General features: G+C 52.7%; 18 protein-coding genes and 1 pseudogene. 2 read left to right on the forward strand and 17 right to left on the reverse strand.

All coding sequences use genetic code 11. From position 1 onward, the window contains the following. Positions 1-117: 117 nt before the first annotated feature. The gene (locus B1748_RS05735) at positions 118-522 is read right to left on the reverse strand and encodes a MarR family transcriptional regulator (RefSeq protein ID WP_087566933.1); all 405 of its coding nucleotides are present in this window, start codon (positions 520-522) and stop codon (positions 118-120) included. Between the two features lie 209 nt (positions 523-731). Between B1748_RS05735 and B1748_RS36750 the strand changes: the two genes are divergently transcribed. Then, positions 732-899: a hypothetical protein gene (locus B1748_RS36750; protein WP_179215424.1), complete on the forward strand. Its 168-nt coding sequence runs from the start codon at positions 732-734 to the stop codon at positions 897-899. Here the strand turns inward: B1748_RS36750 and gyrA are convergent. From gyrA to leuC, 15 genes and pseudogenes are all read right to left on the reverse strand, one after another. Beyond that, on the reverse strand, positions 890-3,346 hold the full coding sequence (gene gyrA, locus B1748_RS05740; protein WP_087566934.1) for a DNA gyrase subunit A: 2,457 nt from the start codon (positions 3,344-3,346) through the stop codon (positions 890-892). The genes B1748_RS36750 and gyrA overlap by 10 nt on opposite strands. Positions 3,347-3,358: 12 nt before the next feature. Next, positions 3,359-5,329: a DNA topoisomerase IV subunit B gene (gene parE / locus B1748_RS05745; RefSeq protein ID WP_087566935.1), complete on the reverse strand. Its 1,971-nt coding sequence runs from the start codon at positions 5,327-5,329 to the stop codon at positions 3,359-3,361. Between the two features lie 364 nt (positions 5,330-5,693). Further along, complete coding sequence (locus tag B1748_RS05750; protein WP_087566936.1) at positions 5,694-6,884, reverse strand: M14 family metallopeptidase; 1,191 nt, start codon at positions 6,882-6,884, stop codon at positions 5,694-5,696. Between the two features lie 117 nt (positions 6,885-7,001). Beyond that, on the reverse strand, positions 7,002-7,277 hold the full coding sequence (locus B1748_RS05755) for a YqkE family protein (protein ID WP_087566937.1): 276 nt from the start codon (positions 7,275-7,277) through the stop codon (positions 7,002-7,004). A gap of 39 nt (positions 7,278-7,316) precedes the next feature. Continuing rightward, a pseudogene (gene purT, locus B1748_RS05760) lies at positions 7,317-8,495 on the reverse strand (formate-dependent phosphoribosylglycinamide formyltransferase). 296 nt (positions 8,496-8,791) lie between these two features. After that, the gene (locus B1748_RS05765) at positions 8,792-10,615 is read right to left on the reverse strand and encodes an ABC transporter ATP-binding protein (protein ID WP_087566938.1); all 1,824 of its coding nucleotides are present in this window, start codon (positions 10,613-10,615) and stop codon (positions 8,792-8,794) included. Next, positions 10,612-12,417, reverse strand: coding sequence for an ABC transporter ATP-binding protein (locus B1748_RS05770; protein ID WP_087566939.1), 1,806 nt, complete (start codon positions 12,415-12,417; stop codon positions 10,612-10,614). The genes B1748_RS05765 and B1748_RS05770 overlap by 4 nt, the downstream gene beginning before the upstream one ends. Positions 12,418-12,702: 285 nt before the next feature. After that, the gene (locus B1748_RS05775) at positions 12,703-16,407 is read right to left on the reverse strand and encodes a dynamin family protein (protein ID WP_087566948.1); all 3,705 of its coding nucleotides are present in this window, start codon (positions 16,405-16,407) and stop codon (positions 12,703-12,705) included. Positions 16,408-16,441: 34 nt separating this feature from the next. Next, on the reverse strand, positions 16,442-16,717 hold the full coding sequence (locus tag B1748_RS05780; RefSeq protein WP_087566949.1) for an NAD/NADP transhydrogenase alpha subunit: 276 nt from the start codon (positions 16,715-16,717) through the stop codon (positions 16,442-16,444). A gap of 5 nt (positions 16,718-16,722) precedes the next feature. Beyond that, entirely contained in the window at positions 16,723-17,418 is a 696-nt protein-coding gene (gene nth / locus B1748_RS05785) for an endonuclease III (protein ID WP_087566940.1), read from the reverse strand. A gap of 161 nt (positions 17,419-17,579) precedes the next feature. Continuing rightward, positions 17,580-19,682, reverse strand: a complete 2,103-nt coding sequence (locus B1748_RS05790; RefSeq protein WP_087566941.1) for an S-layer homology domain-containing protein — start codon at positions 19,680-19,682, stop codon at positions 17,580-17,582. Between the two features lie 162 nt (positions 19,683-19,844). Further along, the gene (locus B1748_RS05795; protein WP_087566942.1) at positions 19,845-20,411 is read right to left on the reverse strand and encodes a GerMN domain-containing protein; all 567 of its coding nucleotides are present in this window, start codon (positions 20,409-20,411) and stop codon (positions 19,845-19,847) included. A gap of 22 nt (positions 20,412-20,433) precedes the next feature. Next, positions 20,434-21,885 (reverse strand): N-acetylmuramoyl-L-alanine amidase, encoded by a 1,452-nt coding sequence (locus tag B1748_RS05800; RefSeq protein WP_179215425.1) that lies wholly within the window; start codon positions 21,883-21,885, stop codon positions 20,434-20,436. A gap of 252 nt (positions 21,886-22,137) precedes the next feature. Beyond that, positions 22,138-22,737, reverse strand: a complete 600-nt coding sequence (leuD, locus tag B1748_RS05805; RefSeq protein ID WP_087566944.1) for a 3-isopropylmalate dehydratase small subunit — start codon at positions 22,735-22,737, stop codon at positions 22,138-22,140. Between the two features lie 31 nt (positions 22,738-22,768). Continuing rightward, a complete protein-coding gene (leuC, locus tag B1748_RS05810) occupies positions 22,769-24,184 on the reverse strand; it encodes a 3-isopropylmalate dehydratase large subunit (RefSeq protein ID WP_087566945.1) in 1,416 nt (471 codons plus the stop codon). Between the two features lie 442 nt (positions 24,185-24,626). Between leuC and B1748_RS05815 the strand changes: the two genes are divergently transcribed. Further along, positions 24,627-25,532, forward strand: a complete 906-nt coding sequence (locus B1748_RS05815; protein WP_087566946.1) for a LysR family transcriptional regulator — start codon at positions 24,627-24,629, stop codon at positions 25,530-25,532. 47 nt (positions 25,533-25,579) lie between these two features. Here the strand turns inward: B1748_RS05815 and B1748_RS05820 are convergent, their stop codons facing one another. Next, positions 25,580-26,383, reverse strand: a complete 804-nt coding sequence (locus B1748_RS05820; protein ID WP_087566947.1) for a carbon-nitrogen family hydrolase — start codon at positions 26,381-26,383, stop codon at positions 25,580-25,582. Between the last annotated feature and the right edge of the window lie 336 nt (positions 26,384-26,719).

Consider the following 26,719-nt stretch of genomic DNA (forward strand, 5'->3'; position numbering starts at 1 on the left):
AGAGGCTCTGAGGTCCGTTAGCGAAAGCAGATCGTTTCAGCTCAGTTATTCACAATGAATCGACAGCCTCATGGTGTCTGTTAGATTTTTCGACTTGTTGTTCAGAAGTCTCACAAACTAATGATTGGCTACCTTGCCTAATAACAACACCAGCAGCTGTTGATTATGGGCAGAGATGCGATCTAGCGATTCCGCGATCAGATTGCTGCGAACGCTTCTTCCCCGCTCCGCTTCCGACTTGCCTTGCTCAGAAACCGTAATCCATACGATACGCCTGTCCTGATCATCCCGCGAACGGACGATTAAACCGTTTCGCTCCATCCGATCGAGCAAAGTCGTTACGGCCGCCGGAGTCGTGGACAAATATGGGATCAGGTCGGAGGGCTTCATGCGGTCCGACTCGAGCAGCAGCTCCAATACGTTCAACTGTCCTTCGGTGAGCGGTGCGAGCCCCTGCTCCAAATTCATCTTCCAATCGCGCGACAGCTTCGTCCACACCTTCGTAAAGTCTTCGGCAATCATACCTCCTCCTGCTCCCTTCCCAATCCATTCTCTTAACTCTATTATACCGATCGTCCATGTCGAATAAAAGGTTAACCCGATTAATAGTTTACGCCTCTTATCGCCATCATTTCGAACCGTTTGACAGAAGCAGACATATAATGAGGCGACAGCTGGGCGCATCGTGCGGATAACGAAGCAGCAACCAGCCGGCGAGGAGTGTGATTCGGTTGGATGAGCGGAAATCGGAAGTGTTGCGCAAAATAAAAGCTTACGGCATCATCAAAGACCCGCAGTGGCTGGACCGCCCTGACGAGCTGGTGCCACTGTGGGTCATGCTGGAAGTGATGCTGGAGCTGATCGAAAGATTTAACCCGCCCGGCCAGCCTTACGATTGATGGAAGGCGGACGCGGAGCGGATAAATGTCGTCGTAATGACATCCGGCTTATCTACCTGGAACAACGATTTGCCGATAGACTTGCGCTCTTCGATCGGAGCTTTCTCGGAATCGGCAATGTGACGGGCGCCTGAAGAAGTAATTGCCACAATCTCGAGCGGCTTCGTGCAATAATAAGCGGCAATCAGCGAAGAGCCGTTAGGACGGACCCGCTTGCCTTCCTTGAACTCGAAGGTTTGCACGCCTTTGCCACCCCTGGCTTGAATCGGATAATCCAGCAGGAGCGAACGTTTCGCATAACCCAGATCGGAGATGACAAGCACTTCGCCTTCGTCATCGGCAACCCATAACGCTGCCGTAATCTCATCGTCGTCCTTCAGTGCGATGCCCCTCACGCCGCTTGAAACACGGCCTATCGGGTTGACCTCGGATTCCTCGAAGCGAATGCTCATGCCGTTTTTCGTCACAAGCACGATGTGCTTGGAATTGTCGGATTGGGTAACATGGATGACTTCGTCGCCGTCGGCAACCTTGCAAGCCGCTACGGCAGTGGATCGGGTCGTTGCATATTCCTTCAGCTCGGTACGTTTTACTTGTCCACGTTTTGTAACGAATACAAGTGATTGGCCGGCTTCGTTAAGATCCTTGACGGGAAGGACGCTGACGATGCCGTCGTCCTTAGGCAGCTGAATAATGTTTACGATCGCGGTTCCCGTATCCTTCCACTTGAATTCCGGAATCTGATGGACAGGCAGCAGGTAGAATTGCCCCTTGCGCGTGAACAACAGCAGGCTGTCGATCGTATTGACGAGCAGCATGTCGCGAATGACGTCTCCGTCCTTCACCCCGGAATTGTCGAGCTCGCCGCCCGAACGCGTGAAGGACAGCATGCTGGTCCGTTTCATGTAACCGTCCTTGCTGAGCGTAACAAGCACATCCTCGGGGGTTACCATGACTTCCAGATTCACCTTCAGCTCTTCGACTTCTCCTTGAATATCGGACCGGCGATCGATGCCGTACTTGTCGCGGATCTCCTTCAATTCGTCCCGAATGACGCCGATCAGCTTCTTCTCGCTCTCGAGGATGGAACGAAGATAAGCGATCTTTTTCTGCGCTTCCTTAAGCTCCTTCTCGAGCGATGTAATTTCCAGATTCGTCAGCCGGTACAATTGCAAGGTCAAAATCGCGTCCGCTTGGCGCTCCGTGAAGCCGAATTTCGCGACCAGGTTGTCCTGCGCGTCGCCACGGTTCTTGGAAGCCTTGATGGTCGCGATCACTTCGTCCAGCAGATTTAATGCTTTAACGAGTCCTTCGACGACATGAGCGCGGTCCTCCGCCTTCTCCAGCTCGAACTGGGTCCGATGGGTGACAACTTCCTTCTGATGGTCCACGTAGGCCGACAGCATCGGCATCAAGCCCAGCTGCTGAGGCGCCTTGTTCACGATCGCGACCATATTAAAGTTGTAGGTCACCTGCAAGTCCGTCTTTTTGAGCAAATAGGCCAGAATACCGCCCGCATCCGCGTCCTTCTTGAGCTCTACGACGATGCGCAGCCCGTTCCGGCCGCTTTCGTCGCGAACCTCGGCAATGCCCTCCACCTTTTTCTCCAGGCGGATGTTTTCCATCGCGGTGACCAGTCTGGACTTGACGACCTGGTAAGGGATTTCGGTAATGACGATCTGCTGCTTGCCGCCGCGCATATCCTCAATGGCCGTCTTGGAACGAATGTAGATGCGTCCTTTGCCGGTTGTATACGCTTCCCGTATCCCCTCCTCGCCCATGATAAGACCGCCGGTCGGAAAGTCCGGACCTTTAACGATTCCCATCAGTTCTTCCAGAGGCAGCTTGGGATTGTTCATATAAGCAATACAAGCGTCGATAACCTCCCGCAAATTATGCGGCGGAATCTCTGTCGCAAAGCCGGAGGAAATGCCGCTGACACCGTTCACCAACAGATTCGGGTAACGCGAGGGCAGTACGACGGGCTCCTTCGTTGTATTGTCGAAGTTGTCCTTGAACTGTACCGTTCGCTTATCGATGTCTCTCAGCAGCTCCATAGCGATCTTGGACAGCCGCGCTTCCGTATACCGCATCGCCGCGGCGGGATCGTCGTCCTGAGATCCCCAGTTGCCATGGCCGTCGACAAGCGGATGGCCCATCTTCCAAGGCTGCGCCATTCTCACCATGCCTTCGTAGATAGAGGAGTCGCCGTGGGGATGATAATTGCCCATGACGTCGCCGACGGTCTTGGCCGACTTGCGATACGGCTTGTCCGGCGTGTTGCCCGCGTCGTACATGGCATATAAGATACGCCGCTGTACGGGCTTGAGACCGTCGCGGACGTCGGGTATAGCGCGGTCCTGAATAATATATTTCGAATAACGTCCGAAGCGGTCTCCGACGACCTCCTCCAGGAACGCGGGCAGAAATTGTTCCAGGCTGCTCATGCGGATCCTCCTCTACTCTTCATATTCGGTAAAGTCTACGTTTTCGATGATCCATCGCTTGCGAGGGTCGACCTTGTCGCCCATCAGCGTCGATACGCGACGCTCTGCTTTTGCCGCGTCTTCGATCTGTACCTGGAGCAGCGTACGCGATTCCGGATTCATCGTCGTCTCCCACAGCTGGTCCGGGTTCATCTCTCCGAGACCCTTGTAGCGCTGAAGCTCGTAGCCTTTGCCGTATTCCTTAAGATAATTCTGCAGCTGCTCGTCTGTCCAAGCGTAACGCACGGTCTCCAGTTTGCCGGATTTGCGCGTAATTTTGTACAGTGGAGGCTGTGCAATATAGATGCGCCCCGTATCGATGAGCGGCTTCATATACCGGTAGAAGAACGTCAGCAGCAGCACCTGGATATGGGCGCCGTCCGTATCCGCGTCCGTCATGATGATGATTTTGCTGTAGTTGCTCTCATCCGCTTCGAATTCGGGACCTACGCCTGCGCCGATGGCGGATATGATAGCTTTGTATTCGTCGTTTTTCAGGATGTCGACAAGCTTGGCCTTCTCCGGATTCATCGGCTTGCCCTTGAGCGGCAGGATGGCCTGATGCTTGGAATCGCGTCCTTGCTTCGCCGATCCGCCTGCGGAATCGCCTTCCACGATAAAGAGCTCGTTGCGCGTGTAGTCCTTCGACTGCGCAGGCGTCAGCTTGCCGCCCAGATTGGAGCTCTCGCTCTTCTTCTTGCCGCTTCGGATCTCTTCGCGCGCCTTGCGCGCCGCCTCGCGCGCCTTGGATGCCTGCACGGCCTTCTTGAGCAGCGATTGGGCTACCTGCGGATTCTCCTCCAGAAATACCTGCATTTTCTCGGCTACGACGGCATCAACCGCGCTGCGGGCAGAAGCGCTGCCGAGCTGGTCCTTCGTCTGACCGACGAATTCCACCTCCGACATTTTGATGTTGACGACGGCCATCATCCCTTCGCGCAGATCGTTGCCCTCCAGGTTCTTGTCCTTCTCCTTCAGCAATGCAGCCTTGCGGGCATAATCATTCATGACTCGCGTGTAGGCCGTCTTAAAGCCCGTCTCGTGCGTGCCGCCGCCTCGGGTAGGGATAGAATTCACGAAAGACGCAATCGTCTCCGTGTACCCGTCGTTGTACTGGAGCGCCACCTCCACTTCAATGTCGTCGCGGTCGCCGGCAAAGTGGACGACGTCATGCAGCGCCGTCTTCCCCTCGTTCAAAAATTGCACGAACTCGCTTGCGCCGCCTTCGTAATGAAAGACGTCGTCCTTGCCGCTGCGATCATCCTTGATCGTCACTTTAAGCCCGGAGTTCAGGAAAGCAATTTCTTGCAGCCGCTCTGCCAGCGTATCGTAGTTGAACGACGATCCGTTCTGGAATACTCTGCTATCGGGTTTAAACGTTACTTTCGTGCCGGTGCGATTGCTGTTGCCGATGACCTCCAGACCCGTGACGGGTTCGCCGACGTGCTCCTTGCCATTGTCATCGATCCAATATTCGAATCTCATCCTATGTATCTTGCCGTCGCGATAGATTTCTACCTCCAGCCATTCCGACAGCGCGTTTGTCACTGATGCGCCTACGCCGTGAAGACCGCCGGACTTCTTGTATCCGCCGCCGCCGAACTTTCCGCCTGCATGCAGGATCGTAAATACGACTTGCGGCGTCGGTATACCTGTCTTATGAATGCCGGTAGGGATGCCCCTCCCGTTGTCGTACACCGTAATGGAGCCGTTTTTATGCAGCGTCACATCGATCGCGGAACAGAATTTAGCGAGATGTTCGTCCACTGCGTTATCCACGATCTCCCAAACGAGATGATGCAAGCCGGATAAGCTTGTACTGCCAATGTACATCCCCGGACGTTTCCTGACAGCTGTCAATCCTTCGAGCACTTGTATATCATCGGCCCCATAATTGCCTTCCGCGGCCGTTCCGTTCGCGATTACATCCATTTGCTCACTCATGAGCTTCCCCCAGTCCGTGATACTCGTAATATCTCCAAGCTATTTTAAAGCAAGACTATCCATTCGTAAAGTCAATCTGCAATTTACCCATTATATAAAAACAAACGAACGTTCGCAAAAGTAAAATTTTGACGTCTAAAATCGTCTGTTCTTGACAAGTATGAACGAGTCTATGACAGATGTTCCTGGCGCAATGAAGTTGTTACCATAGTGCGCAATTCCGCGCCTCCTTATGCCGAATCCGCGAAAAAAGGATGCCGCCTGGGCATCCCCGACTTAAAAATATTTGAAAACCTCTATCGAGGCCCTTCCGGGATGAGCGAATTGGCCGTGATTTATATGCATGCTTTCAAATTTGCGCGGGTTACATATACAAGGCTGCAAGCATAATGCTCAGAGCGGAATCATAGATCTCGCCGAATTGTTCGATCGGAAGAGGATTAACGCCGCTGCCAAGCTCCACGGTAAATCCGGGAAGCCGGAAGTCCTGGATAAACCAGTCTTTGTAGCCGGCTGCGCTGTCCGCATTACGCACCGCTTCGTATCCGCTGACAGCCGCGAATTCGTTCGCTAGCACCTCGGATTGAGGCGGCTCCAGTCCCTCGAACCCCCAGAATATGACTTTGCCTTGCGTATGAAACGCCAAGGCGCGCTGAAACCCGCTGGCGCGCGTGAATTCGGCGAGACTCCGCGCCTCCGGCTCCGTTAGCGGCGCTGTGCCGGAGTAATCTCGCGGAGCAGGGACCTGAGGACCTTGAACGGCATCGCGCTCCCAGAGCGCGGGAAACTGCTTGTTGAGATCTACGCCGCGTATATTCGCTTTCCATCCGGAGAAGTCGTTGCTCCCGCCATTGATCGCAATCGCTTCGCTTCTAAACGGCTCTCCATCCGGCGGACCGCTTACCACGAGATTGACGCCATCGGGATTGACCATCGGAACAATGGACAATGTCGTCGTCAAGTACTGCGGATACATCGCCAGCCCGCCGAGATCCATACTATTTGTCAAAGACAGCAAATAATCATTCAGGAACTGCATGAGTACGGGCGTCGTAATCCATTCGTTGGCGTGCATGCTTCCATTAAAATGAATTTTTTTGTTGCCGTTCCCTATACCTAACGCGGGGATTGGCTTGCCCATGACCGAAGTGCCGATGTCCGATCGGACGAGGAAGGGATAAATATCCGTCAGCCTGTTCATATCCTCGAGCAAGGAACCGTATCCATAAAGACGCCTGGCTTCCACGACGCGCCGTGTAACGCGTCTAGGAACCGCTATTTTGGAGCCGATGGACAACATCTCGCCCTGCAGCTCGGGATTGCTCTGAAGCAGCAAGTCCACAGATACGCCGTTCATCGTCGCTATCCGCCAGAGCGAGTCTCCCGCAATAACCGTATGTTCTGCCCATATATATCCCGGTATCTGAACGGTATCGCCTACAGCCAGCACGCCTGCGGCGGCTTCGCGGTTGGAGTCCAGAATGAGCTGATACGGGATGCCGAACCATATGCTGTACTTCCACAGCGTGTCGCCCGGCCTAACCTTCACTTGCATGTCTTCGCCTCCCCATGCTCGGAGCGCCGCTGCTTAAGCTTTCGACGCACGTATCCTTACATCATCGTATGGCGAAGACTGGCTGGAGGTTCGGCTTTAGCAACATGGCTAACAGCCTTACTTGTATTTGTTCCAGTTTGGGTCGCTGTTGTTCAGCAAATAAGAGAAGTCGTTCTCCTTCAGCTTTTGCTCGCGTTTCTTGGTTTCTTCCGCTTCCTTGCGTTCGCGTTCCTTGCGGTCCGCATCCTCCTGCTTAAGCTGATCCGCTTGCGCCTTCAGCTTATTAAGCACATCCGCGCCAAGCAGCTCCTTAAGCGTCGCGCCTTGCTGCTCAGGCTCCGAAGTCGGAGCGGCGGGCCGCCGCTGCCCTTGCGGCTTTCCTTTTTTGCCCATTGTCGTAATTCACCTACTTTTTTTATGGAAGTTGAAGTTTCACTTATAGTCGATATGGAGACATTCCGCCGCCGTACGCGCAAGATCGCGAGCCGCTTCAACATCGACGGAGCTGGACAGTACCACGGCCATTCGTCTGCCTGTTTTCGTCTCCGGCTTGCCGAATAGACGGACTTGCGTGTTAGGCACGGAGAAGGCTTCTTCGATACCGCCGATGCGGAACTCCGCTGATTCGCGATCTGCCTTGAGCGTATGCGATGCGCCAGGCGTCAGCAATCTGATTGCAGGGATCGGGAAACCCAAAATGGCGCGTACATGCAGCGCGAATTCGGACAGATCCTGCGTCGCCATCGTAACCATGCCGGTATCATGCGGACGAGGAGATACCTCGCTAAAGAGTACGCCGTCCGGCGTTAGAAACAGCTCTACGCCGTAAATACCGTAGCCTCCCAGCTCCTCCGTAATTCGAAGCGCAATGTCTTCCGCTTCGCGAATGTGAGCTTCGCTCATCTCATGAGGCTGCCATGATTCGATATAGTCCCCGTCTTTCTGAACGTGACCGATCGGCGGACAATAACTTGTGCCGGAAACGGAGCGTACCGTAAGCAGCGTGATCTCGGAGTCGAACGTAACGAACCCTTCGACGATAATACGCGCTTTTTTTGCTCGGCCGCCCTCCATGGCGTAGTTCCAGCAGCTCTCAAGCTCGGCCTCGGAGCGGCAGACGCTTTGTCCTTTGCCCGAGGAGCTCATAATCGGTTTGATCACGCAAGGGAACCCGAGCTCCGCAGCTGCGGCGCGCAGCTCGTCGAGAGAGTCCGCGAACCGATACGGCGCCGTCGGGAGGCCAAGCGTCTCCGCAGCCAGCCTGCGGATGCCTTCGCGATCCATAGTCAGCCGTGCTGCACGGGCAGTCGGAATGACATGATGTCCTTCGGCCTCCAGTGCAAGCAGCGTCTCCGTCGCAATCGCTTAGATCTCGGGTACGATTAGATCGGGCCGTTCCTCTTCGATAATGCGGCGAATAGCGTCACCGTCCAGCATGTCCGTTACGTATTTGCGATGTGCCACCTGCATGGCCGGGGCGTTGTCATAACGGTCCACGGCAATCGTTTCGACGCCGAGACGCTGAGCCTCCAGCACAACTTCTTTCCCGAGCTCTCCGGAGCCGAGGATCATCATTTTGCGGGCCTGCTGGGATAACGGTGATCCATACATAAAAAAAGAACCCTCCTGGAAACTTTGATAGTCTCCATTCTGAAGGTTCTCCCACCAAAAATCAATATAAGGTTGTTCAAAAAGTCCGCATTTGATTACGAAGTATCTCAAGAAGCTTATTCGACGTCGAATATTGAATTCAACCGAATTTTCCGGTGCTCACGTAGCTCTGCTACGCTCCGCTCCTCAAATTCTAGTTGAATCCAATCTTCTCGGTACTGAAATGCGAACTTTTTGAACTTCATTTATATTTAAACCGTTCAACCCTTAAACCTCAAACCTCAACCTTCAGCACTTTATACAAACTTGAACTGGGCTTCGATCAGGCCGTTATAGACGCCTTGTTTTTTGACCAATGCTGCATGATCGCCTTGTTCGACGATGACGCCATGATCCAGCACGATGATATCGTCCGCATGGCGAATCGTGGACAGCCTGTGCGCGATCATGAACGAGGTGCGATCCTTAAGCAGAGTCTTGAGCGCTTCCTGAATTTTTAGCTCCGTCTCGGTATCGATGCTGGCCGTTGCTTCGTCTAGGATCAGAATCTTCGGATCGGCCAGCAACGCACGGGCGAAGGATAGAAGCTGTCTTTGGCCCATAGACAAGACGTTGCCGCGTTCTTCGACCTGAGTGTCGTACCCGTCTGGCAGATTCATGATAAAATCATGCGCGTGAACCGATTGCGCCGCCTTGACGATCTCGGCGTCCGTCGCGTCCAGACGTCCGTAACGGATGTTGTCGCGGATCGTGCCGGAAAAGATAAACGTATCCTGCAGCACGATGCCAACCTGCGAGCGCAAGCTTTCGATCGAGACGTCGCGGATGTCGATTCCGTCGATAAGAACGCGTCCTTGTACGGGATCATAGAAACGGCACAAAAGGTTGATGATCGTACTTTTGCCGGAACCCGTATGGCCGACTAAAGCGATGGATTGACCCGCCTTGACGTTGATGCTGACATTTTTGAGCGCAGGTCTGTTCTTCTCGTATTCGAAGACAATATTCTCAAATGTGACGTCCCCGCGGATCGCGGGTAGTTCTTTGGCGTTGCCGGCCTCTGCTACCGTCGGCTCTTCATCGATGAATTCGAAGATCCGCTCCGACGAGGCCATAGCGATCAGAAGCTGCGAGTACATTTGACCCAGCCGGTTGATGGGATCCCAGAAGTTGCCGATATAATTGGCGAACGCCACGAGCAAGCCGACCGTTATGACTTCATTCTGAATCAGCGTCGCACCGTACCAGAACAGAATGCATGTGCCGATTGCTGCCGTCACTTCAATGATCGGACCGAACATTTGGTTAAGCGCGGATGCCTTATTCCAAGATTTAATATTGTCGGTGTTCATATGGTCGAAGAAGCTCATATTATCCTTCTCTTGCACGTACGCCTGCGTGACCTTCATTCCCTGAATGCTTTCGTTCAAGTGGGCGTTAATACGGGACTGCTTCATCCGTACCGACTGCCAGGCGAATCGAATCCGCTTCCGCAAGGAGGACGATACAACAAACATGATCGGTACGGTAATCATAACCGCAAGACCCAGCTTCACGTTTAGCGCCAGCAATATGATGACGATGCCGAAGAGCTGAATGCAGTCCATCAACAGGTTGACGACGCCGTTCGTGAACAGCTCCTGCAGCGCGTTGACGTCGTTCGTGACGCGCACAAGCACGGAGCCCGCAGGACGTTTGTCATAGAAGCGGAACGACAGCTTTTGGATATGCTGAAACAAATGCTTGCGTAGGTCATAGATAACCTTTTGGCCGATGATGTTCGTATATTTGATCCGATACATGTTGGAAACCCATTGTATGGCGTACAGGGCCAGCATCCCCGCCGCGACCGCAACCAGCTCGCCGACGTTCTTCGAGCCTTTATCGGCATCCAGCACATTATCGATCGCGAAATACATGAGCAGCGGATTCGTCAGCCGCGTCAGCGTTCCGATCACCATCATGATGATGACTGGCATCAGCTGGCGATTGTACGGCTTCATGTAATTGTACAACCGCCTCAGCTGCGCCCAGTTAAACGGCTTTTCGATTTCTTCGTCGTCCTGGTAGACGAATCTTTCGTTTCTGTTTCTAGCTTTCATCTGTGTTTTTGCGCTCATTGTACCGAACTCCTCCGAGCTTCGTAAACTCCCGGTATCGGCGACCGACCGGCTTCTGCTTGTTGTTTCTCAATATAATCCGCATATTGGATGCGGTACGTATCCAGATAAGGACCTTTTTGAGCGATCAACTGCTCATGCGTTCCCCGTTGTACGACATGTCCTTCGTCCAGGACGATAATTTCGTCGGCATGGCGCAAAGAGGAAATACGGTGTGCGATAATAAAAGTCGTTCTGCCAGCCATCAATTCCTTGAAGCCTGCCTGAATTTCATGTTCCGTCTCCATATCGACAGCGCTCGTCGCGTCGTCGAGGATGAGGATACGCGGGTTTTTGATCAATGCACGGGCGATGGCGATCCGCTGCTTCTGGCCGCCAGACAACCCCATTCCTCTCTCGCCAACGACTGTATCATAGCCAAGCGGCATTTCCATAATAAAGTCATGGGCCTTGGCCAGCTTCGCCGCCTTTATAATCTCTTCGTCCGTTACGCCGCCAACGCCGTAAGCGATATTGTCGCGAATGGAAGCCGAGAACAGGAAGGTTTCCTGGAATACGGGAGCGATCTGCCTTCTGAGCGATTGTACGTCCAGGTTTCGAATATCGATGCCGTCGAGCGTAATGCTGCCCTGCTTCACATTGTAAGCACGCATTAGCAGCTGGATAACCGTAGATTTGCCGGAGCCCGTTCCTCCCAGGAAACCTATGACCGAACCAGCCGGGGCATCCAGACTGAGAGAGGTGATCGCCGGCGCTTTGTCCGGGTAATTAAACGTCACGTTTTCAAAGCGGACATGCCCTGCTACATGGTTGTCATTCGCCACGATGGCATCTTTTACGTTTTTCACGTGAACATGTTCATTGAGCAATGTCAGGACGCGCTCGCCGGAAGCTTTGAATTGCGTATAAGCATTAATATGAAAGCCGAGACCCCACATCGGGCCGATAATGTACCAGATCAAGCTAAAAAAGGCAATGAACTCGCCCAGCAACATAGATTGATTAATGACCATAATGCCGCCTGCGACCAGCAGGATGACCGCGCACATATTCGCCGTAAGCTCCATCGCCGGGAAAAACCGCGCCCATATGGACGACGCTCTAACCTGATTCTGCTGATACGCGTCGCTCCGAATTGAAAACTTGGATACCTCATGGGTTTCGCGCGCAAATGATTTGACGGTACGAACGCCCGTAATATTTTCCTGCACCGCTGTTGTCAGATCACTCATGGCCTGACGCATTTCGCGGAAAGCGGGATGGATCTTCCGTTCGAACTTAAGCGCCAGGAAAATCAAGATCGGAATCGGCAGCAAAATAATGAGAGTCAATTGCCAGTTGAAATACATCATCATCGCTCCGCCGAATACGACCATCAGCACCATATTGAGAATTTGCGCGAAGCCGAATCCGATAAATTGACGAATCCCCTCCAGATCGGCCGTCAATCGGGACATCAGGTCTCCCGTTTTCGCTTTGTCGTAATATTGAAAGGATAAGGTCTGCAGTTTGTCGTACAATGCGTTTCGAAGGTTATAGGCAATTTTGTTGCCCAGTCTCCCTCCCAGAAATCCATGTAAAAATTGATTAATCGCTTTCAGTGTAATGACGCCAACGACCAGCATTGCGAGACCAGGCACGAGATCAAATCGCTCCGGTGTGATTACATCGTCAATCAGGTAACGCAGCAGGTTCGGATACACCAGCCCCAGTGCAGTCGCGATCATCAAGAACAGGATCGAGCCGAACAACAACTTTTTATCCGGCCAATAAAAGGCTTTTAACTGCCTCAGTACGTCCAAGAAAATCCATCTCCCCATCTGTTTTCTTAAGTATGAGTGCATATTACCAGCATCGTTATGGAGGAGCAAATTCGATAATTTTGCGAATTATTGAGTGTATCCGCTTATTATGGCGATTGGGGGTAAGGAATGCTCGATACCTCCCAAATGATCTCGTTTGATTGCCATAATGTACGTATTGCTCCGTTTTTGCACGTTTGCACACAAAAATAAAAAAAGCTTTTGCCGGGCGGAACCGCACCGGCAAAAGCATTAAGCGAATCGTGATATGGAAGGCGGACTGGATCAGACTTTTTGGATATCGATTAATTTTTTTCTAAGCGTCGTCAGCTCCAGCACGGCTGAGCCGCCGGCAAGCGATTGACGTTTGCCCTCGGCATAGGCCAATACATCCGTTATTAGACTTTTACCTACTTGCTCCGAAGCTTTATCCCACTCGCGGCCGTAATGTGTATGCCACTGACTCGCGGATGCGGTTGTCCACGCTTGAATGGAAGGCACCAGGATGCCTTCAAGCTCCTTGCGCAACTGCCCCTTGCCTTCTCCTTCGAAAAATTGTCGCGGCGACCTAAATCGGCTCCACAACCATTTGGCTTCGATGGAGGTTTCTTGCCACATCGCGCTTTCCTCCGGTACGACAAGCGATTGCGGCGCATATGGAGCCGCCTCGTAGCCAGGCAGCAACTCGCCAAGCCCCAGCGAGCATGCGGCGTGCTCTTTCTTCAACTCGCCGTTCAGTGCCCGCTCAACGCGCAGCGAAGTCGCCAGGAGCTCCTGGGACAGCTCATGTTGAATAAGGCGCTGGAGCTCCAGCCAGGACGTCCAGACGACCCGCTTTAGGTCTCGGCCGTCATCTTGCAAGGACGCAGGGTTAAAGGCTAGATGGAAGAAGTCCCCTAGCCTGAATTGCAGCCGTTGAGCCACATAATACAGCAGCTCCGACATCTCTTGCTTCAGACCTTCCGGCAAACGCGCGGCACGCAGCCGATCCATCGGCTCATTAACTCGGCCCATGGAGGCTTCCAGCTTGACGCGTTCGGCCTCGCGAGCCGACTCGTCGCCTTGCGCTCCTGCAATCCAGCCCTCCAGCTGCCCGATTGTCCGCTTGAGCTCTTGGTCAGCGGAATCGATAGCGAGAGCGCCGAGATCCGTTGCTATAAAGGAGAGGAAGTCCCCTTCGAAAGCAGTGATTCGCGAGCGAATAAGAAGCGCCTCATTGCGCTCCGTCTTGCCGTCCAGCGCTTCGATGCTGGAGACGGGATACAGCCGAGGATGCCGGATGGAGTGTTGGAGCAAATTATGCTCCACATGCATCAGAACATGCTGCAGCTCTTCCTCGTCGGCAGCCAGATCCGCGGCATTGACGATAAAGAACATTTTGTCCAGCTCGAACTGGTCCTTCACGCGGCCAAGCTGATCCAGGAACTGCCGGTCCGCTTGGGAGAAGGCGTGATTGTAATAAGTAACAAACAGAACGGCATCGGCGTTTTTAATGTAGTTGAAAGAAACGCCCGTATGCCTTGCATTAACAGAATCGGCGCCAGGCGTATCGACCAAGACGATGCCTTCCGCCGTCAGCGGACAATCGTAGTGGAAGTCGATCTCGCTTACAAAGCAGGAGCGCGACTCGTCGGCAACAAACTTTGCATATTCTTCGCGATCGACATGCAGTTCCATGCCCAACTGTTTTTCGTGCTCGTGCCACCCGTTCCTTGCCGCGCGCAGGAAGCTGTAATGAGGTCTGCCGCCGGCGCCGATGGAATCCGGCGATAGTTTATCGATAATGGCAAGAATCGACGCTCCATCAGGCAATGTCTCCTTGGTCGCGCGTTCGCCGAGCAAGGACAAGGAGTACCGCAGATCGTCCAGGATGGCTTCCTTAGACTTCATAGCGACCCGTGCAGTGCCATGCCCGAATTGCCCGGTAGGCGGCATTAGACGATTGATAGCCGCGGTAGTCGGGTTCGGAGATACCGGCAATACGGCTTCTCCGATCAAGGCGTTTGCAAGCGAGGATTTGCCCGCGCTAAACGCTCCGAACAACGCGATCGTAAACCGGCTGTCTCCTAGACGACGCGCCTTCTCCGCAAGTGCCGCCTCAGCAGCTTGCAGTATGGCATGCGGCTCCAGCAGGTCGGCAGCTTGCCTCATTCGCTTCGAAGCAGCCAACTGCTTCGAGCGGATGGACGAAGAACGGTCAATCGTCCGTTCATCCGCCGTCTCCGACTTAGCAATGGCTATGGCAGCTGCGGCAACTTCCTGCTTCATACGGCATGCATCATCTTCTCTGCCGCTAGCCGAGCGCAATGGCGGCGAGGAAGAGCCCGCATACGACTGCGTCCGCCCGCTCGCTCCCGCAAGCACCATCTCCGCAGGGTTTGGCAGCTGCGGTCTCATTAACGCGTCAGGCTGCATCTGGCGGAGCTCTTCCTCCCTGCGCTTGATAGCCAGCTCCAGGTCATGAAGCGCATCGACCGCAGACGTCTTGCCGCTGAGGACGGCAAGCTCTCCTTTCGCAGCCCCAATATCGGCGTCTACGGAAGCTGCCGCATGATCCGCAAGCATATCGATCACTTCCATCGCGCGCCGCCGGTATTCGCTTTTGACATCCCCAGCCATATCCTTGCTGTAAGTCATCGTGTATTCGTTGCCGAATACGGCGCCTTGCTTTACTCTCGAAACCAGCCAGTCGTCGTCCGGCGTCCAGCCTAGACGTTCTGTCAGCAAAGCTTCCAATTGCTCGCCGGCGTAACCTCCGGCAGATGCCGCTTGCCTCAGCAACTGCTTTACATGCCAGTCCATGCTCGCAATGATCAAGCTGCCAAGCTCCGCGCGGAACACGGCAAGGCGCCGCTCCTGCTCCGCGGCCGTCTTGGCGCCGGCAAATAACAGTCCGGCTTTAAAGCCTGGCTTGCGGCTGTCCAGAAACGAATGAGCCAGGTCCCTTAGAGCGGCCGGCGTAATATTGGCGTTATCCAGTATCGATTGGAGCTCCGTACGAAGCCGCGTACGATATTGTTCCTTTTCAGCCTCCAACGACCGGATATTGTCTCTCAGCCGCGCAGCTTCCAATTTGACGGAGCTCAGCGCCTCTTCCCCGCCCGCTTCATCCGTTAGTCTTTCGCGTTCCGGCTCGCGGCTTTCGTTCTCCCATTTGACATGACCGTTAACCAGATGGCGCAGCGAAGCATCCACGCTGTATGCGCAGAGCTCCTCCCGCTTCTCCTTAAGCTGCTCGATCAGAGACAGAAGGGTATCCCATTGATGGTGGGGATGGTCCGGCTGACGCAGGGAGAGGTACAAAATGCCTGCCGGCTCCAAGTGCCAGGCGTGAAACGCATCCTCTACGCTGCTCTTGTAGGCCTCGAAGCTAAGCTCGCGGTCCCGGTGCTTATCAATTTGATTAACGATAAAATAAAGCGGCTTGCCCCAGTCCTTCAGGCTTTTCGCGAATGCGAAGTTGATCTCGGACTGGACGTGATTGTAATCCATGACGTAGAAAACAACATCCGCCAGATGGAGAGCGGATTCCGTTGCCATCCGGTGAGCATCGTCCGTCGAATCGATTCCCGGCGTATCAAGCAAAGTCATCTCCGATCCCAGCAGGTCGCTAGGGTATCGAATCGAGACGGACAGGAATTTCTCTCCGTCCTTGCAATAAGTGTCCAGATCGTCGATCGGCACCTCCGCGTGAGAAGCGACGCCTCCGGCTTCCGTCTCTACATAGGCTATCGCCCGGTCGCCGCCTCGGATCGAAACGACGTTTGCGCTTGTAGGGATCGGACTGGAGGGAAGCAGCTTCGCGCCGCACAACACATTGACGAGCGTAGACTTGCCTGCCGAGAAATGTCCGCATAAAGCAACAGTAAGCCGACCTTCGGTCAGCTTACTGTTCAGCTCCTGCGCTTGTACGGCACGGGTATGGTCGCCTGCGGCTTCCAATTCGGCGCCGATCTTGTGTAACGCTTCAGCTAGGTTCTGCACGTTCATTACTTTCGTCATCTCCATACTATTGTACTCGCTCTTATACCGCTTCTTCTTCTTCTGTCGACGGCAGGCAAATCTCGAATACATTGCCATGCTGAAGAATCATAATGTTGCGCTCTTTCTCTTTCATCACGACAACCTCGGGCTTGACGCGCATACGATCAATATATTGATCCGGCACGTCGCCTGATCCGCTCACCGTAATGCCATCGATGACGATATCTTCATTCTCCTTGGGAGGAGATTCAAGGACTTGCTCGTAAATATCCGAGAATAGTTCAAAATTGTTTGTGTACACGGAGATACATTTCATATTCATCATCCTTCGACTCTTGATTTGGTATTCTTACCTTTATGTTTGGTCTTGGCCGCCGGCTTCATACGTGCTTTGCCTTCCTTGCACAAATCTAGCAGCGGACAAATCGGACATTGCGGACTTTGAGCCTTGCAATGGTAACGTCCGAAGAAGATGAGTCGATGATGCGTCAAGGTCCATTCGTCTCTAGGCACCAGCTTCATCAATTTATGCTCTACTTCCAATACGGTGTCATCCGACTTCGCGATGGCAAGGCGCTTAGACACCCTCTCCACATGCGTATCGACTGCAATTGCGGGTTCGCCGAATGCATTTGACATAACTACGTTGGCTGTCTTCCTGCCCACTCCGGGAAGCTCTATCAGTCCTTCGTGCGTCCGAGGCACATCTCCTTCGTACTTGTCGATCAAGATGCGGCTGAGCTTCTGTATATTCGAAGCCTTGCTTCGGAACAAGCCGATTCGCCTGATGTCCTGCTCCAGCTCTTCGAGAGGAACGCTCAGATAATCTTCGGGACGCTTATACTTTCGGAACAGGTCTGCCGTCACCTTGTTCACCGTCTCGTCCGTGCATTGAGCCGATAACAGCACGGCAATCGTCAACTCGAACGGATTGTCGTGATTCAGCTCGCAATGCGCGTCAGGGAACATGTCGGCGATGATATCCAATATATGACGCATCTTCTGCTTCGCATTCATCGCTGTCCTCCAGAGTAACAACACTATCGTTCAAAGTGTAGCGAAATTTGACACGCTTCGCAACTACCAATCCCATGATTTCCAAAAAAAAACCGCCCGTAAGGGCAGTTTTTTCACAAAATGTTCCCGCATTGACCTACTGCAAGAGTCATACTATGCTTTTAACCGTTGGAACCGCTATTCGTGTTTACTTCTTGTACCTGCATCACAGTATTGCCAATGTAAGATACTTCTACCTTGTCCCCAGCTCTGTATGTGGAAATAAGTGCATTCGTTCCGTCCGGCTTCAACATCTTCACATTCGTTAATGTTAACGTAACGGAATCATTGACCGCGTTTTTAATAACCATTTTTTTGTTGGCAACGTCCACGGATACGACGTCATATGCTATTGTGCGATGAACTCGAATAGAAGCCGCTTCAACCTTGTCCATCTTCATAGCCACCGTAATGGAATCGCCAGTCTTCAAATCGGCTAGAGTGGCCGTAGGACGGCTGTACCATTCCACTCCGGTAACGGTATAAGGGATTTTGACGGTGTATCCTTCCGTTGTCAGAACCGTTAACGATTTGGCTGTAGTATCGATCTCCGTAATCGTTCCTGCATAATTCAATACAAAATTAACCGAAACGACATTTGCGCCCGTATGTTTGATTACAACGTTTACGTTGCTATTGATGAGAGCCATTGCCGCCTCTCTATCCATTGTCGTTCCCAAGTAGTTATAAATCGTTTTGTCGGTCAAACTCAAAGATAGCGGCTGTTTGTCGCTGCCAAGCACCGTCACGAATTTATCCGCTTTGTCGTAATACACGATTCTCGCTCCCGCAAGCACCTTCACGTCGCGATTGAGAACTTTGATCTTTGTTACTTTGCCTTCATCGTTCAAGCTGACCTCGACCTTATCGCTGCCGGGGATCAGATCGCCAATCGCGGCATTGGCTAATCCGCTAATTTCAACCGTTGCGCCGACGGCCAGAAACTTCGATACCAAATCTCCATCCTTGGTGATCGTTACCGTTTTGGAATCTGCGGAATAAAAATCGCCCGTCATAAGCGTAACTGCCTGCTCAGCTGCAACAACGAGACTAATGGCTTGCGGAGATTTTCCAAACGCTTCTCGCACGACGGTCACGGCAGCGTTGGCTTTAATATCGGCGAGCGTCAATACTTTGCCTTCCGTATCTTCAATCCTCATGGCATCGCTGTATTGGATTTCAACCGGCTTATCGTCAATCCATAGATAAAAGATTTTCGAAGCTTCGTTATAACGCGCGAACGTACCCGAGATCGAATCCGTATGTTGCACATCGCCCAGAACTTCAACGTATAAAGCTTTGCCGTCTTTGGCGATGACGGAGACGTCGCCGTATTCCAGCAATTGATCCTTAGTGATCGCTTTCTCCGAATTGTAATGATAATAGAGCGTGTTCGCATCAAGCGTAAACTTCAATTCTTCTCCGACATCATAGATCATAATGGCGTCTTCGCCCAAATCGGAAACAACGCCGCTTATTTGTCCGGGATAGTCCATAGGGAAGCTGGTTTGCGCACGGCTAAACAAGGTGGCCAAGCTTGCACGATTTATGGCGTTTTTAGGCGCGAATTCCGTATCGGTTAAACCTTTGATCAGTCCCAACTGATAGGCTGCGTTCACATAACCCTTATAACGAACCTGCACGTCGTTTGCATCGGTGAAATGCGAAGGCGCGTTCTCAAGCTGCGAAGCCGCCGCCTCCTGCCCGATGGCCTTCACGATGAGCTTCGTAACCCATTCGCGGCTGGCAGGCTTCGAGCCCCATTCGGTATCGGGATCGGCCGCGGCCAACTGATATTCCTCATCGCGATCAAGGAGCCCTTCGGAAAAAGCAAGCTCGATATATTTTTTATAGAACTCGCCGACCGTAAACTTTTCTCCGAATACGATTAGCGAATCCTCATCCGCCATGTCATCCAAACCGGCAAATCGAAGAGCAAGGAGCACGGCCTCCTGCTGACTGATGCTCTTCTCTGGTCTGAACGTATACGTATCGGTATTCTTGTCATAATATCCCGTAATAACGCCTTGAAACGACAGTTTGGCCACATGTTTTTCTGCCCAGTGACCATTAGGCATATCCGTAAACGGCAATGCTTTAGTTGAGACTGCTTCCTCCGCGGATACCGGGACCGGAGTCGACAACAGGGCCGTTCCGCTGCCCGTTACCAGCGTGAAGGCAAGCGCGCCCGTCATAATTTTTTTCCAAGTTTCATGCAATAACATTAGGCATATCTCCTTCGCATTAGAGCTTTATGTATACATATAAATTCCACTTTTACTTATTCGTCATTGAGCGACAAAGTTCCTCCCGCTTCCATGCAGAACGGCCATTACCGTCACTTGGCGGCAACGGCCGTTCATTCAACCAATGAACTCGCACTTGCGCTAATCTTTTTTAAGAGGATGCTCCAGATCGACATGCCCCATCAGACTTTCCACTTGTTCGCCTTGAACGAGCAGTTGGATACCATCAATGAACTCGAATTGAAACAACGTTTTCTTTAAGGAATCGATCAACATCATCTCGCCTGGAGCCCCTAACCTCGACTCGTCAGGGATTTTGATATCTATGGTCGCGATACCTTCATTTATCGTAGCGGAGAGAATTTCGATACCGTTCCACAGCGACTGGTTCGGTTCCTCGTTTTCCTGCAGCGCCTCGATCGTCTTGTTCAGAAGTTCCTCTTCGCTGCCGAATTCGATCGTCACTTTTCTTTCGATCATCTCAAGCAGTTGTTCGTCGGTTAGATAAACGGACACCTCCTGCGAAAGAAGTTCCGGCGTCGGTGCGGGACTTGCCGTTGGCAGCGGCGACTCTGAAGGAGCACCGCTTGGCGAGGGCGATACGACGCTGCCTCCTGCGACGTTGCCCGGCTCATTGACGCCGCATCCGGCAAGTAATAACGTACATGCGGCAACGCCGAGGATCACTCGAAGTTTTCCAGCTTTCATAATCTTGGATCAACCTCGCTTTCTATTTCAGCTTCAAATAATCTTTAATTCCTTTGGCAACTTCCACTGCAAGTTTATCCTGTGTTTTAGTATTAAACAAAGCGCTTGCGTCTGAAGCATTGCTCAAATATCCGGCTTCGATCAAAATCGCAGGCATCGTCGTTTCTTTGATTACCTTAAATGCAGCTTTTTTGACGCCTCTATCGCGTATTCCCATACCCGCCAGTACGTATTTGTGCATCGTCTCCGCAAATGCCTTGCTGTTCGCACGTTCATAATAGGTCTCGACGCCGCTCACGCTCGTATTATCGTAGCTGTTAGCGTGAACAGAGATAAAGAGATCAGCCTTAACGTTCTCGGCGAATTTCACTCGATCCATCAGCTCTAGGAAAGTATCGTCCTTGCGCGTCAAATGAACGCGGAAACGTTTGTCCTTCTCGAGCTCCGCCTTGATCTTGAGCACTGCGGACAAGTTGAATTCCTTCTCCCAGCGGTTCAAAGACTTGCTGTAAGCCCCTGGATCCTTGGCGCCATGGCCGGCATCGAGCACGATGTCGTACACGTCCGCAGAATTGTCGGGCGGAGTGGACGGCTCTGGAGTGGACGGTTCTTCCGGCTCAGTTGGCGTTTCGGGATCAACAGGTTGAGCCGGCACTTCCGATAAAGGCATGAGCGCGATCGCGAACTCATTTTCTCCGGAGGTCAGCACGTATCCCGTATCATCGCCCAAATCGACAACCAATCGAGCTGTTAGCGGACTCGCTGAGAACTGCGAGTATCTGAAGGATGTCAGAAGCGGATTGTTTTCGACTGTTATCTTGGCTTGTCCGTCTGCGCCTATCGTATTTGCCAGTTGCGGAATGAAGGCCGTATAAGGAAAATCGATGACCAGTCTGCGAGGATTATCCAGCAGTTTCGGTTTCCCCGGCGCATTCGCTCCGGCATGGGAGATGCGGATGACGGATTGCTCGTCCATGTTAACAGCCGTTATGTAACCGACCGCGGGCGTCTCCGGCGTTTCCGTTCCCGGCTTCGGTTCTTCCGCCTTCTCGAACATATGTACTTCTCTAACATCTTCCTTCCATTCGAACGATATCCCTAATAGTTCGCCAACTAATCGAACAGGAACCATCGTCCTCCAGTTCACAAGCTTCGGCGGCGTGACGTCGATTTCCTTCACTTCGCCATTGACGCGTATCGAAGTCTGATTAATAATCAGCTCGATGACGGTCGAATCGTTTTTGACGGTAACCTTCTTCGGTCCGCCTTCCCATTCGACCTCGTACCCTAGTCCTTCGGAAAGAATGGCCAGCGGCACTAATGTAGAACCTTTTTCGATTCGGGGTTCCACATCCGACAGCAGCTCCTTGCCGTTCAGGAACAGCTTGGGCGGAGTGCTTGCAGCATGCCCTACGGACGCAAACAACGTGAACAATAACGACATGAGCAGCAGAATGGATACAAACTTTTTCATTTCCCACCTCGATGACTGATTTGTCCGATACACCCTGTCACTTTCGACAGATCGGACAACCATTAGACGCATTCCACCATAAAAAGTTGCGATTAGAGGAAAAAAGAGGACATCCGACTTTGGGCCGGAATGTCCTCTTTTTTAAAATATAGGAAAGTATATGATTTCGCCGCACTTTCTCTATATTTCTCGGAACGAAACGCGCCCCGCCGCCAAAGGACGGCGTAGCCGTTTCGCCTTGTCTCTGCGGGATTAGCCCAGACGAGCGGCGTGCTTCTGCTCGTATGCGGTAATTTTGTCCTCGTGTTGAAGCGTAAGTCCGATATCGTCCAAACCTTGAAGCAAAAATTGACGACGGTGTTCGTCCAGATCGAATTCGATGCGAAGTCCGTATTCGTCCGACAACACCTTGTTCTCCAGATCGACGGACAACTTGTAGCCGTCATTCTTCGCCGTGCGTTGGAACAGATCCTCCACTTGCTCCTCGCTCAGCTTGATCGGCAGGATGCCGTTCTTGAAGCAGTTGTTGTAGAAAATATCGGCGTAAGAAGGCGCGATAATGACTTGGTAGCCATAGTCGAGAATCGCCCAAGGCGCATGCTCGCGGGAGGAGCCGCAGCCGAAGTTGGCGCGAGAGATCAGGACGGAAGCGCCCTCGTAGCGTGGTTTGTTCGGCTCGAAATCGGCGTTAACCTCGCCGTTTTCGTGGAAGCGCCACTCGAAAAACAAGAATTGGCCGAAGCCGCTGCGCTCGATGCGCTTCAAAAATTGTTTCGGGATGATCGCATCCGTATCGACGTTAACCCGGTCAACGGGAGCTACGATTCCTGTTAGTTGTTTAAATGGTTCCATATCTGTTAATCCCCTCTCTCGTTTCCTCAGGTTAGTTCAAAACCGGTGCTTTAACTTCCCAATCGCGCACGTCTGTAAAGCGTCCGTTAACCGCCGCAGCTACCGCCATTGCCGGCGATACCAGATGCGTTCTGCCGCCGCGGCCTTGACGTCCTTCGAAGTTGCGGTTGGACGTCGATGCGCAGCGCTGACCTGGCTTCAGAACGTCCGGGTTCATCGCAAGGCACATGGAGCAGCCTGCATCGCGCCATTCGAAACCGGCGTCGATAAACACCTGGTCCAAACCTTCCTTCTCCGCCTGCAGCTTGACGCGGCCGGAGCCCGGTACGACGATTGCCGTTACTTTCTCGCTTACTTTGTAGCCGCGGGCGATCTCTGCGGCAGCGCGCAGATCCTCGATCCGGCCGTTCGTGCAGGAGCCGATAAACACGTAGTCGATCTCGATCTCGGTCATAGGCGTGCCTGGCTTCAGATCCATGTATTCAAGCGCCTTTTCGGCGGCTTTGCGTTCGTTTTCCGTTGGCAGGTCGGCCGGATTCGGCACCTTGGAAGTGATGTCCGTACCCATACCCGGGCTTGTTCCCCAGGTTACTTGCGGGATCAAGGCGTCGACGTCAAATTCGACGACCGTATCATAGGTCGCGCCTTCGTCCGTCGTCAGCTTTTTCCACTCTTTAACGGCTTCGTCATAGTTCTTAGGCGCGTACTCGCGTCCGCGCAGATAGTTGAAAGTCGTCTCGTCTGGCGCGATCAGACCTGCGCGCGCGCCGGCTTCGATGGACATATTGCATACCGTCATACGCTCTTCCATCGTCAAGCTGGTAATGGCGTCGCCGGTGTATTCGATAACGTAGCCCGTTGCGAAATCCGTGCCGTATTGGGCAATAACGCCAAGGATAAGGTCCTTCGCCGTTACGCCTGGCTTGCGGGAGCCGTTAAAGCGGACTTCCATCGTCTTGGCTTTGGATTGCTGGAGACATTGCGTCGCCATGACGTGCTCCACTTCGCTTGTGCCGATGCCGAACGCCAATGCGCCGAAGGCGCCGTGCGTGGATGTGTGGCTGTCGCCGCAAACGATCGTCTTGCCCGGATGCGTCAGGCCGATCTCCGGACCCATAACGTGAACTACGCCTTGATCGATGTTATCGAGATCGAACAGCTTTACGCCGAAGTCCTTGCAATTCTGCGTCAGCGTATCGATCTGCTGCTTGGAGATCGGATCCGTAATATTGAAGCGATCCTTCGTCGGCACGTTATGGTCCATCGTGGCGAAAGTCAAATCCGGACGGCGAACCTTGCGGCCCGTCATGCGAAGACCTTCGAACGCTTGCGGCGAAGTTACTTCGTGCACCAGCTGCAGGTCGATGTAGATAACGCTTGGCTTGCCTTCTTCCTGATGAATAACGTGATTATCCCAAATTTTTTCGAACATTGTTTTTTTCGACATTATGCTCACCCCATGAGTTCGTAATTGCTTTCCACTTTCACAAACTAATAATTTGTTATCATGATAACATGTCTTTCTTCATTGATCTAAGATATAATATCTATAACCACTATAGGTAACGACTATAAAAGGTAATTCAAAAACTCCGCTTCCCATTACGAAGTATTTCTAGATGCCTATTCGACGTCGAATATTTCCTGATACCCACGAAAGTGAAGGGAAGCTTCGATGCCAATTCCTATTACTTTCGTGGGGCCCAATGTTTGCCGAACCTAAGCCTATGCTCACGTAGCGCTGCTACGCTCCGCTCCTCAGGTTCTAGCTTCATCCAATCTTCTACAGCGTTTTTGAAAAAAACGCAGCATCGGAAGCATACGCTTTTGTACTGAGAACCGAACTTTTTGAATCCCACTATTCGAAAAAGAAAGGCTGGTTTCGCGCCATGGAACTTAGACAATTGAATTACGTCATTCAGATCGCCAGCGAAAAAAACTTCTCCCGCGCCGCCGACAAGCTGCACATCGCCCAGCCTTCGTTAAGCCAGCAATTGTCCAAGCTGGAACAGGAACTGGGCTTGCTTTTGTTCCGACGTACGACGAACTCCGTGGAGCTGACTCAAGCGGGACAAGTGTTCGTCGAGAAGTCCCAAAGTATTTTGGACGCCGTCGAACAGCTCAAGCAGGAGATGGACGACATGGCGCAAATGCGTCGCGGACGGCTCGTGGTCGGCACGCTGCCCATTACGGGTTCTCATGTCCTCCCGCTCGTTCTCCCCGTCTTCGGAGCTCTGTATCCCCAAATCGAAGTGGTGCTCGTAGAGGAGACAACCTCCCGATTGGAGCAGTTGACGGCCAGCGGCGGCACGGATATCAGCTTATTGTCGCTTCCTCTCATCGACAACTCCCTCTCCTGGGAGCCCTATCTGGAAGAAGAGATTTGCCTGGCCGTACCGCAGCAGCATCCGCTGGCGAAACGCGGCGGAGAGGTAGATATCGCCGACCTTAAGCAAGAGCCGTTTATCGGACTGAAACGCGGTCAGGGCTTCCGTCAAATTACGGTGGAGCTATGCGAAGTATCCGGCTTTACCCCGCGGATTGTGTTCGAGAGCAGCAATATCGAGACCGTTCAGTCGCTTGTGGCGGGCGGCATGGGCATCGCCTTTGTCCCGCAGATGCTAACGCGGCCGACAGGAGGAGAATTCTCCCCCGCCTATTTGCAGCTCGGCACCAGGCCGACACGGACGCTTGTCATTGCCAGCCGCAAGGGACGTTACTTGTCGAAGGCCGCCCGATCCTTTATTTCCACATTAAACGAGACGATCGGCCATTACCAGAACAGAAGGAGCTAGGGCGCTACACCCCAGCTCCTTCTTCTCTTCGATCCGCTTCGTCATCGTCAATTGTACAGCTGCGGTCTCCGGTCTTCGAATACGGGTATGCGAGTCCGCACATCGTCTACAAGCTTGAGATCAATGTCTCCGAACAATATCACTTCTTCTTCGCCGGCTTCCGCGACGATCTCGCCCCAAGGATCGATGATCATGGAATGACCGAAAAAAGAGGTCTCTCCGCTTTGCCCCATCCGATTGCACGCGATCACGTACATCTGGTTTTCGATGGCGCGCGCCGTCAGCAAGGTACGCCAGTGGTGCAGACGCGGGTTAGGCCACTCCGCCGGCACAAAGAGCAGCTTCGCCCCGTCAAGCGCAAGCTTCCTTGCGAGCTCCGGGAACCGGATATCGTAGCAGATCATCATTCCCGCTTCCGCTTTTTCGATTTCCAGACGTCCCGTATGGCTGCCGGCCTTGAGGTATTTTTCCTCCGACATAAGACGAAACAGATGCATCTTGGCATAATCCGCGATCCTGTTCCCTTCCCGATCGAAAGCAAGCGTCGTATTATATACGCCGTCCTCCCGCTTCTCGGCAATGGAACCGCCGACGATATAGACGCCATGTTTCTTGCCGAAAGCCGACAGCAGTTCGGTCGATTGTTTGCCGTTGGGGTCGGCAAGATCCTCGATCTGCTCCAAAGCATAGCCGGTATTCCACATTTCGGGAAACATCAGCACATCCGGCTTGCGCTTATCCTCCATTGCTTTCTCCATCATCTCTTGAAGCTTGGCGAAATTCCTCTCGGGAAACCCTGCTTCGATGTTCATCTGAAGCAATGCGATCCGAATCGTCGTCGTGTTGTCCATAGATGACTCTCCTCCCGTGCAAGTCGATTTTCCCTAATGATACCCTCTCATGGAACCGTGTCAAGATGGGCAACTTAAGCGGAGCGCAACGACAAGCCTCATCCAAAAAGTGCGAGTTCAAAAAGTTCGGTTATCAGTACCGAGAAGATTGGATGAAGCTAGGATCTGAGGAGCGGAGCGTAGTGGAAGCTACGTGAGCACCGGAAGATTCGGCTGAATTCAATATTCGACGTCGAGTAAGCTTCCAGGATCACATCGTAATGAGAAGCGGACTTTTTGAACAACCTCATAAAGGAGATTAGGAAAAGATGACAATTTTGTTTAATCGAATCACGG

The sequence above is a fragment of the Paenibacillus sp. MY03 genome (assembly GCF_002165585.1).
Lineage (GTDB): Bacteria > Bacillota > Bacilli > Paenibacillales > Paenibacillaceae > Pristimantibacillus > Pristimantibacillus agaridevorans.

Excerpts from the sequence above, each read along its gene's own strand:
- B1748_RS05735 (WP_087566933.1), bottom strand. The coding sequence starts at position 522 with ATGATTGCCGAAGACTTTACGAAGGTGTGGACGAAGCTGTCGCGCGAT.
- gyrA (WP_087566934.1), bottom strand. The coding sequence starts at position 3,346 with ATGAGCAGCCTGGAACAATTTCTGCCCGCGTTCCTGGAGGAGGTCGTC.
- parE (WP_087566935.1), bottom strand. The coding sequence starts at position 5,329 with ATGAGTGAGCAAATGGATGTAATCGCGAACGGAACGGCCGCGGAAGGC.
- B1748_RS05750 (WP_087566936.1), bottom strand. The coding sequence starts at position 6,884 with ATGCAAGTGAAGGTTAGGCCGGGCGACACGCTGTGGAAGTACAGCATA.
- B1748_RS05755 (WP_087566937.1), bottom strand. The coding sequence starts at position 7,277 with ATGGGCAAAAAAGGAAAGCCGCAAGGGCAGCGGCGGCCCGCCGCTCCG.
- B1748_RS05765 (WP_087566938.1), bottom strand. The coding sequence starts at position 10,615 with ATGAGCGCAAAAACACAGATGAAAGCTAGAAACAGAAACGAAAGATTC.
- B1748_RS05775 (WP_087566948.1), bottom strand. The coding sequence starts at position 16,407 with ATGAACGTGCAGAACCTAGCTGAAGCGTTACACAAGATCGGCGCCGAA.
- B1748_RS05780 (WP_087566949.1), bottom strand. The coding sequence starts at position 16,717 with ATGAAATGTATCTCCGTGTACACAAACAATTTTGAACTATTCTCGGAT.
- nth (WP_087566940.1), bottom strand. The coding sequence starts at position 17,418 with ATGAATGCGAAGCAGAAGATGCGTCATATATTGGATATCATCGCCGAC.
- B1748_RS05790 (WP_087566941.1), bottom strand. The coding sequence starts at position 19,682 with ATGTTATTGCATGAAACTTGGAAAAAAATTATGACGGGCGCGCTTGCC.
- B1748_RS05795 (WP_087566942.1), bottom strand. The coding sequence starts at position 20,411 with ATGAAAGCTGGAAAACTTCGAGTGATCCTCGGCGTTGCCGCATGTACG.
- B1748_RS05800 (WP_179215425.1), bottom strand. The coding sequence starts at position 21,885 with ATGAAAAAGTTTGTATCCATTCTGCTGCTCATGTCGTTATTGTTCACG.
- leuD (WP_087566944.1), bottom strand. The coding sequence starts at position 22,737 with ATGGAACCATTTAAACAACTAACAGGAATCGTAGCTCCCGTTGACCGG.
- leuC (WP_087566945.1), bottom strand. The coding sequence starts at position 24,184 with ATGTCGAAAAAAACAATGTTCGAAAAAATTTGGGATAATCACGTTATT.
- B1748_RS05815 (WP_087566946.1), top strand. The coding sequence starts at position 24,627 with ATGGAACTTAGACAATTGAATTACGTCATTCAGATCGCCAGCGAAAAA.
- B1748_RS05820 (WP_087566947.1), bottom strand. The coding sequence starts at position 26,383 with ATGGACAACACGACGACGATTCGGATCGCATTGCTTCAGATGAACATC.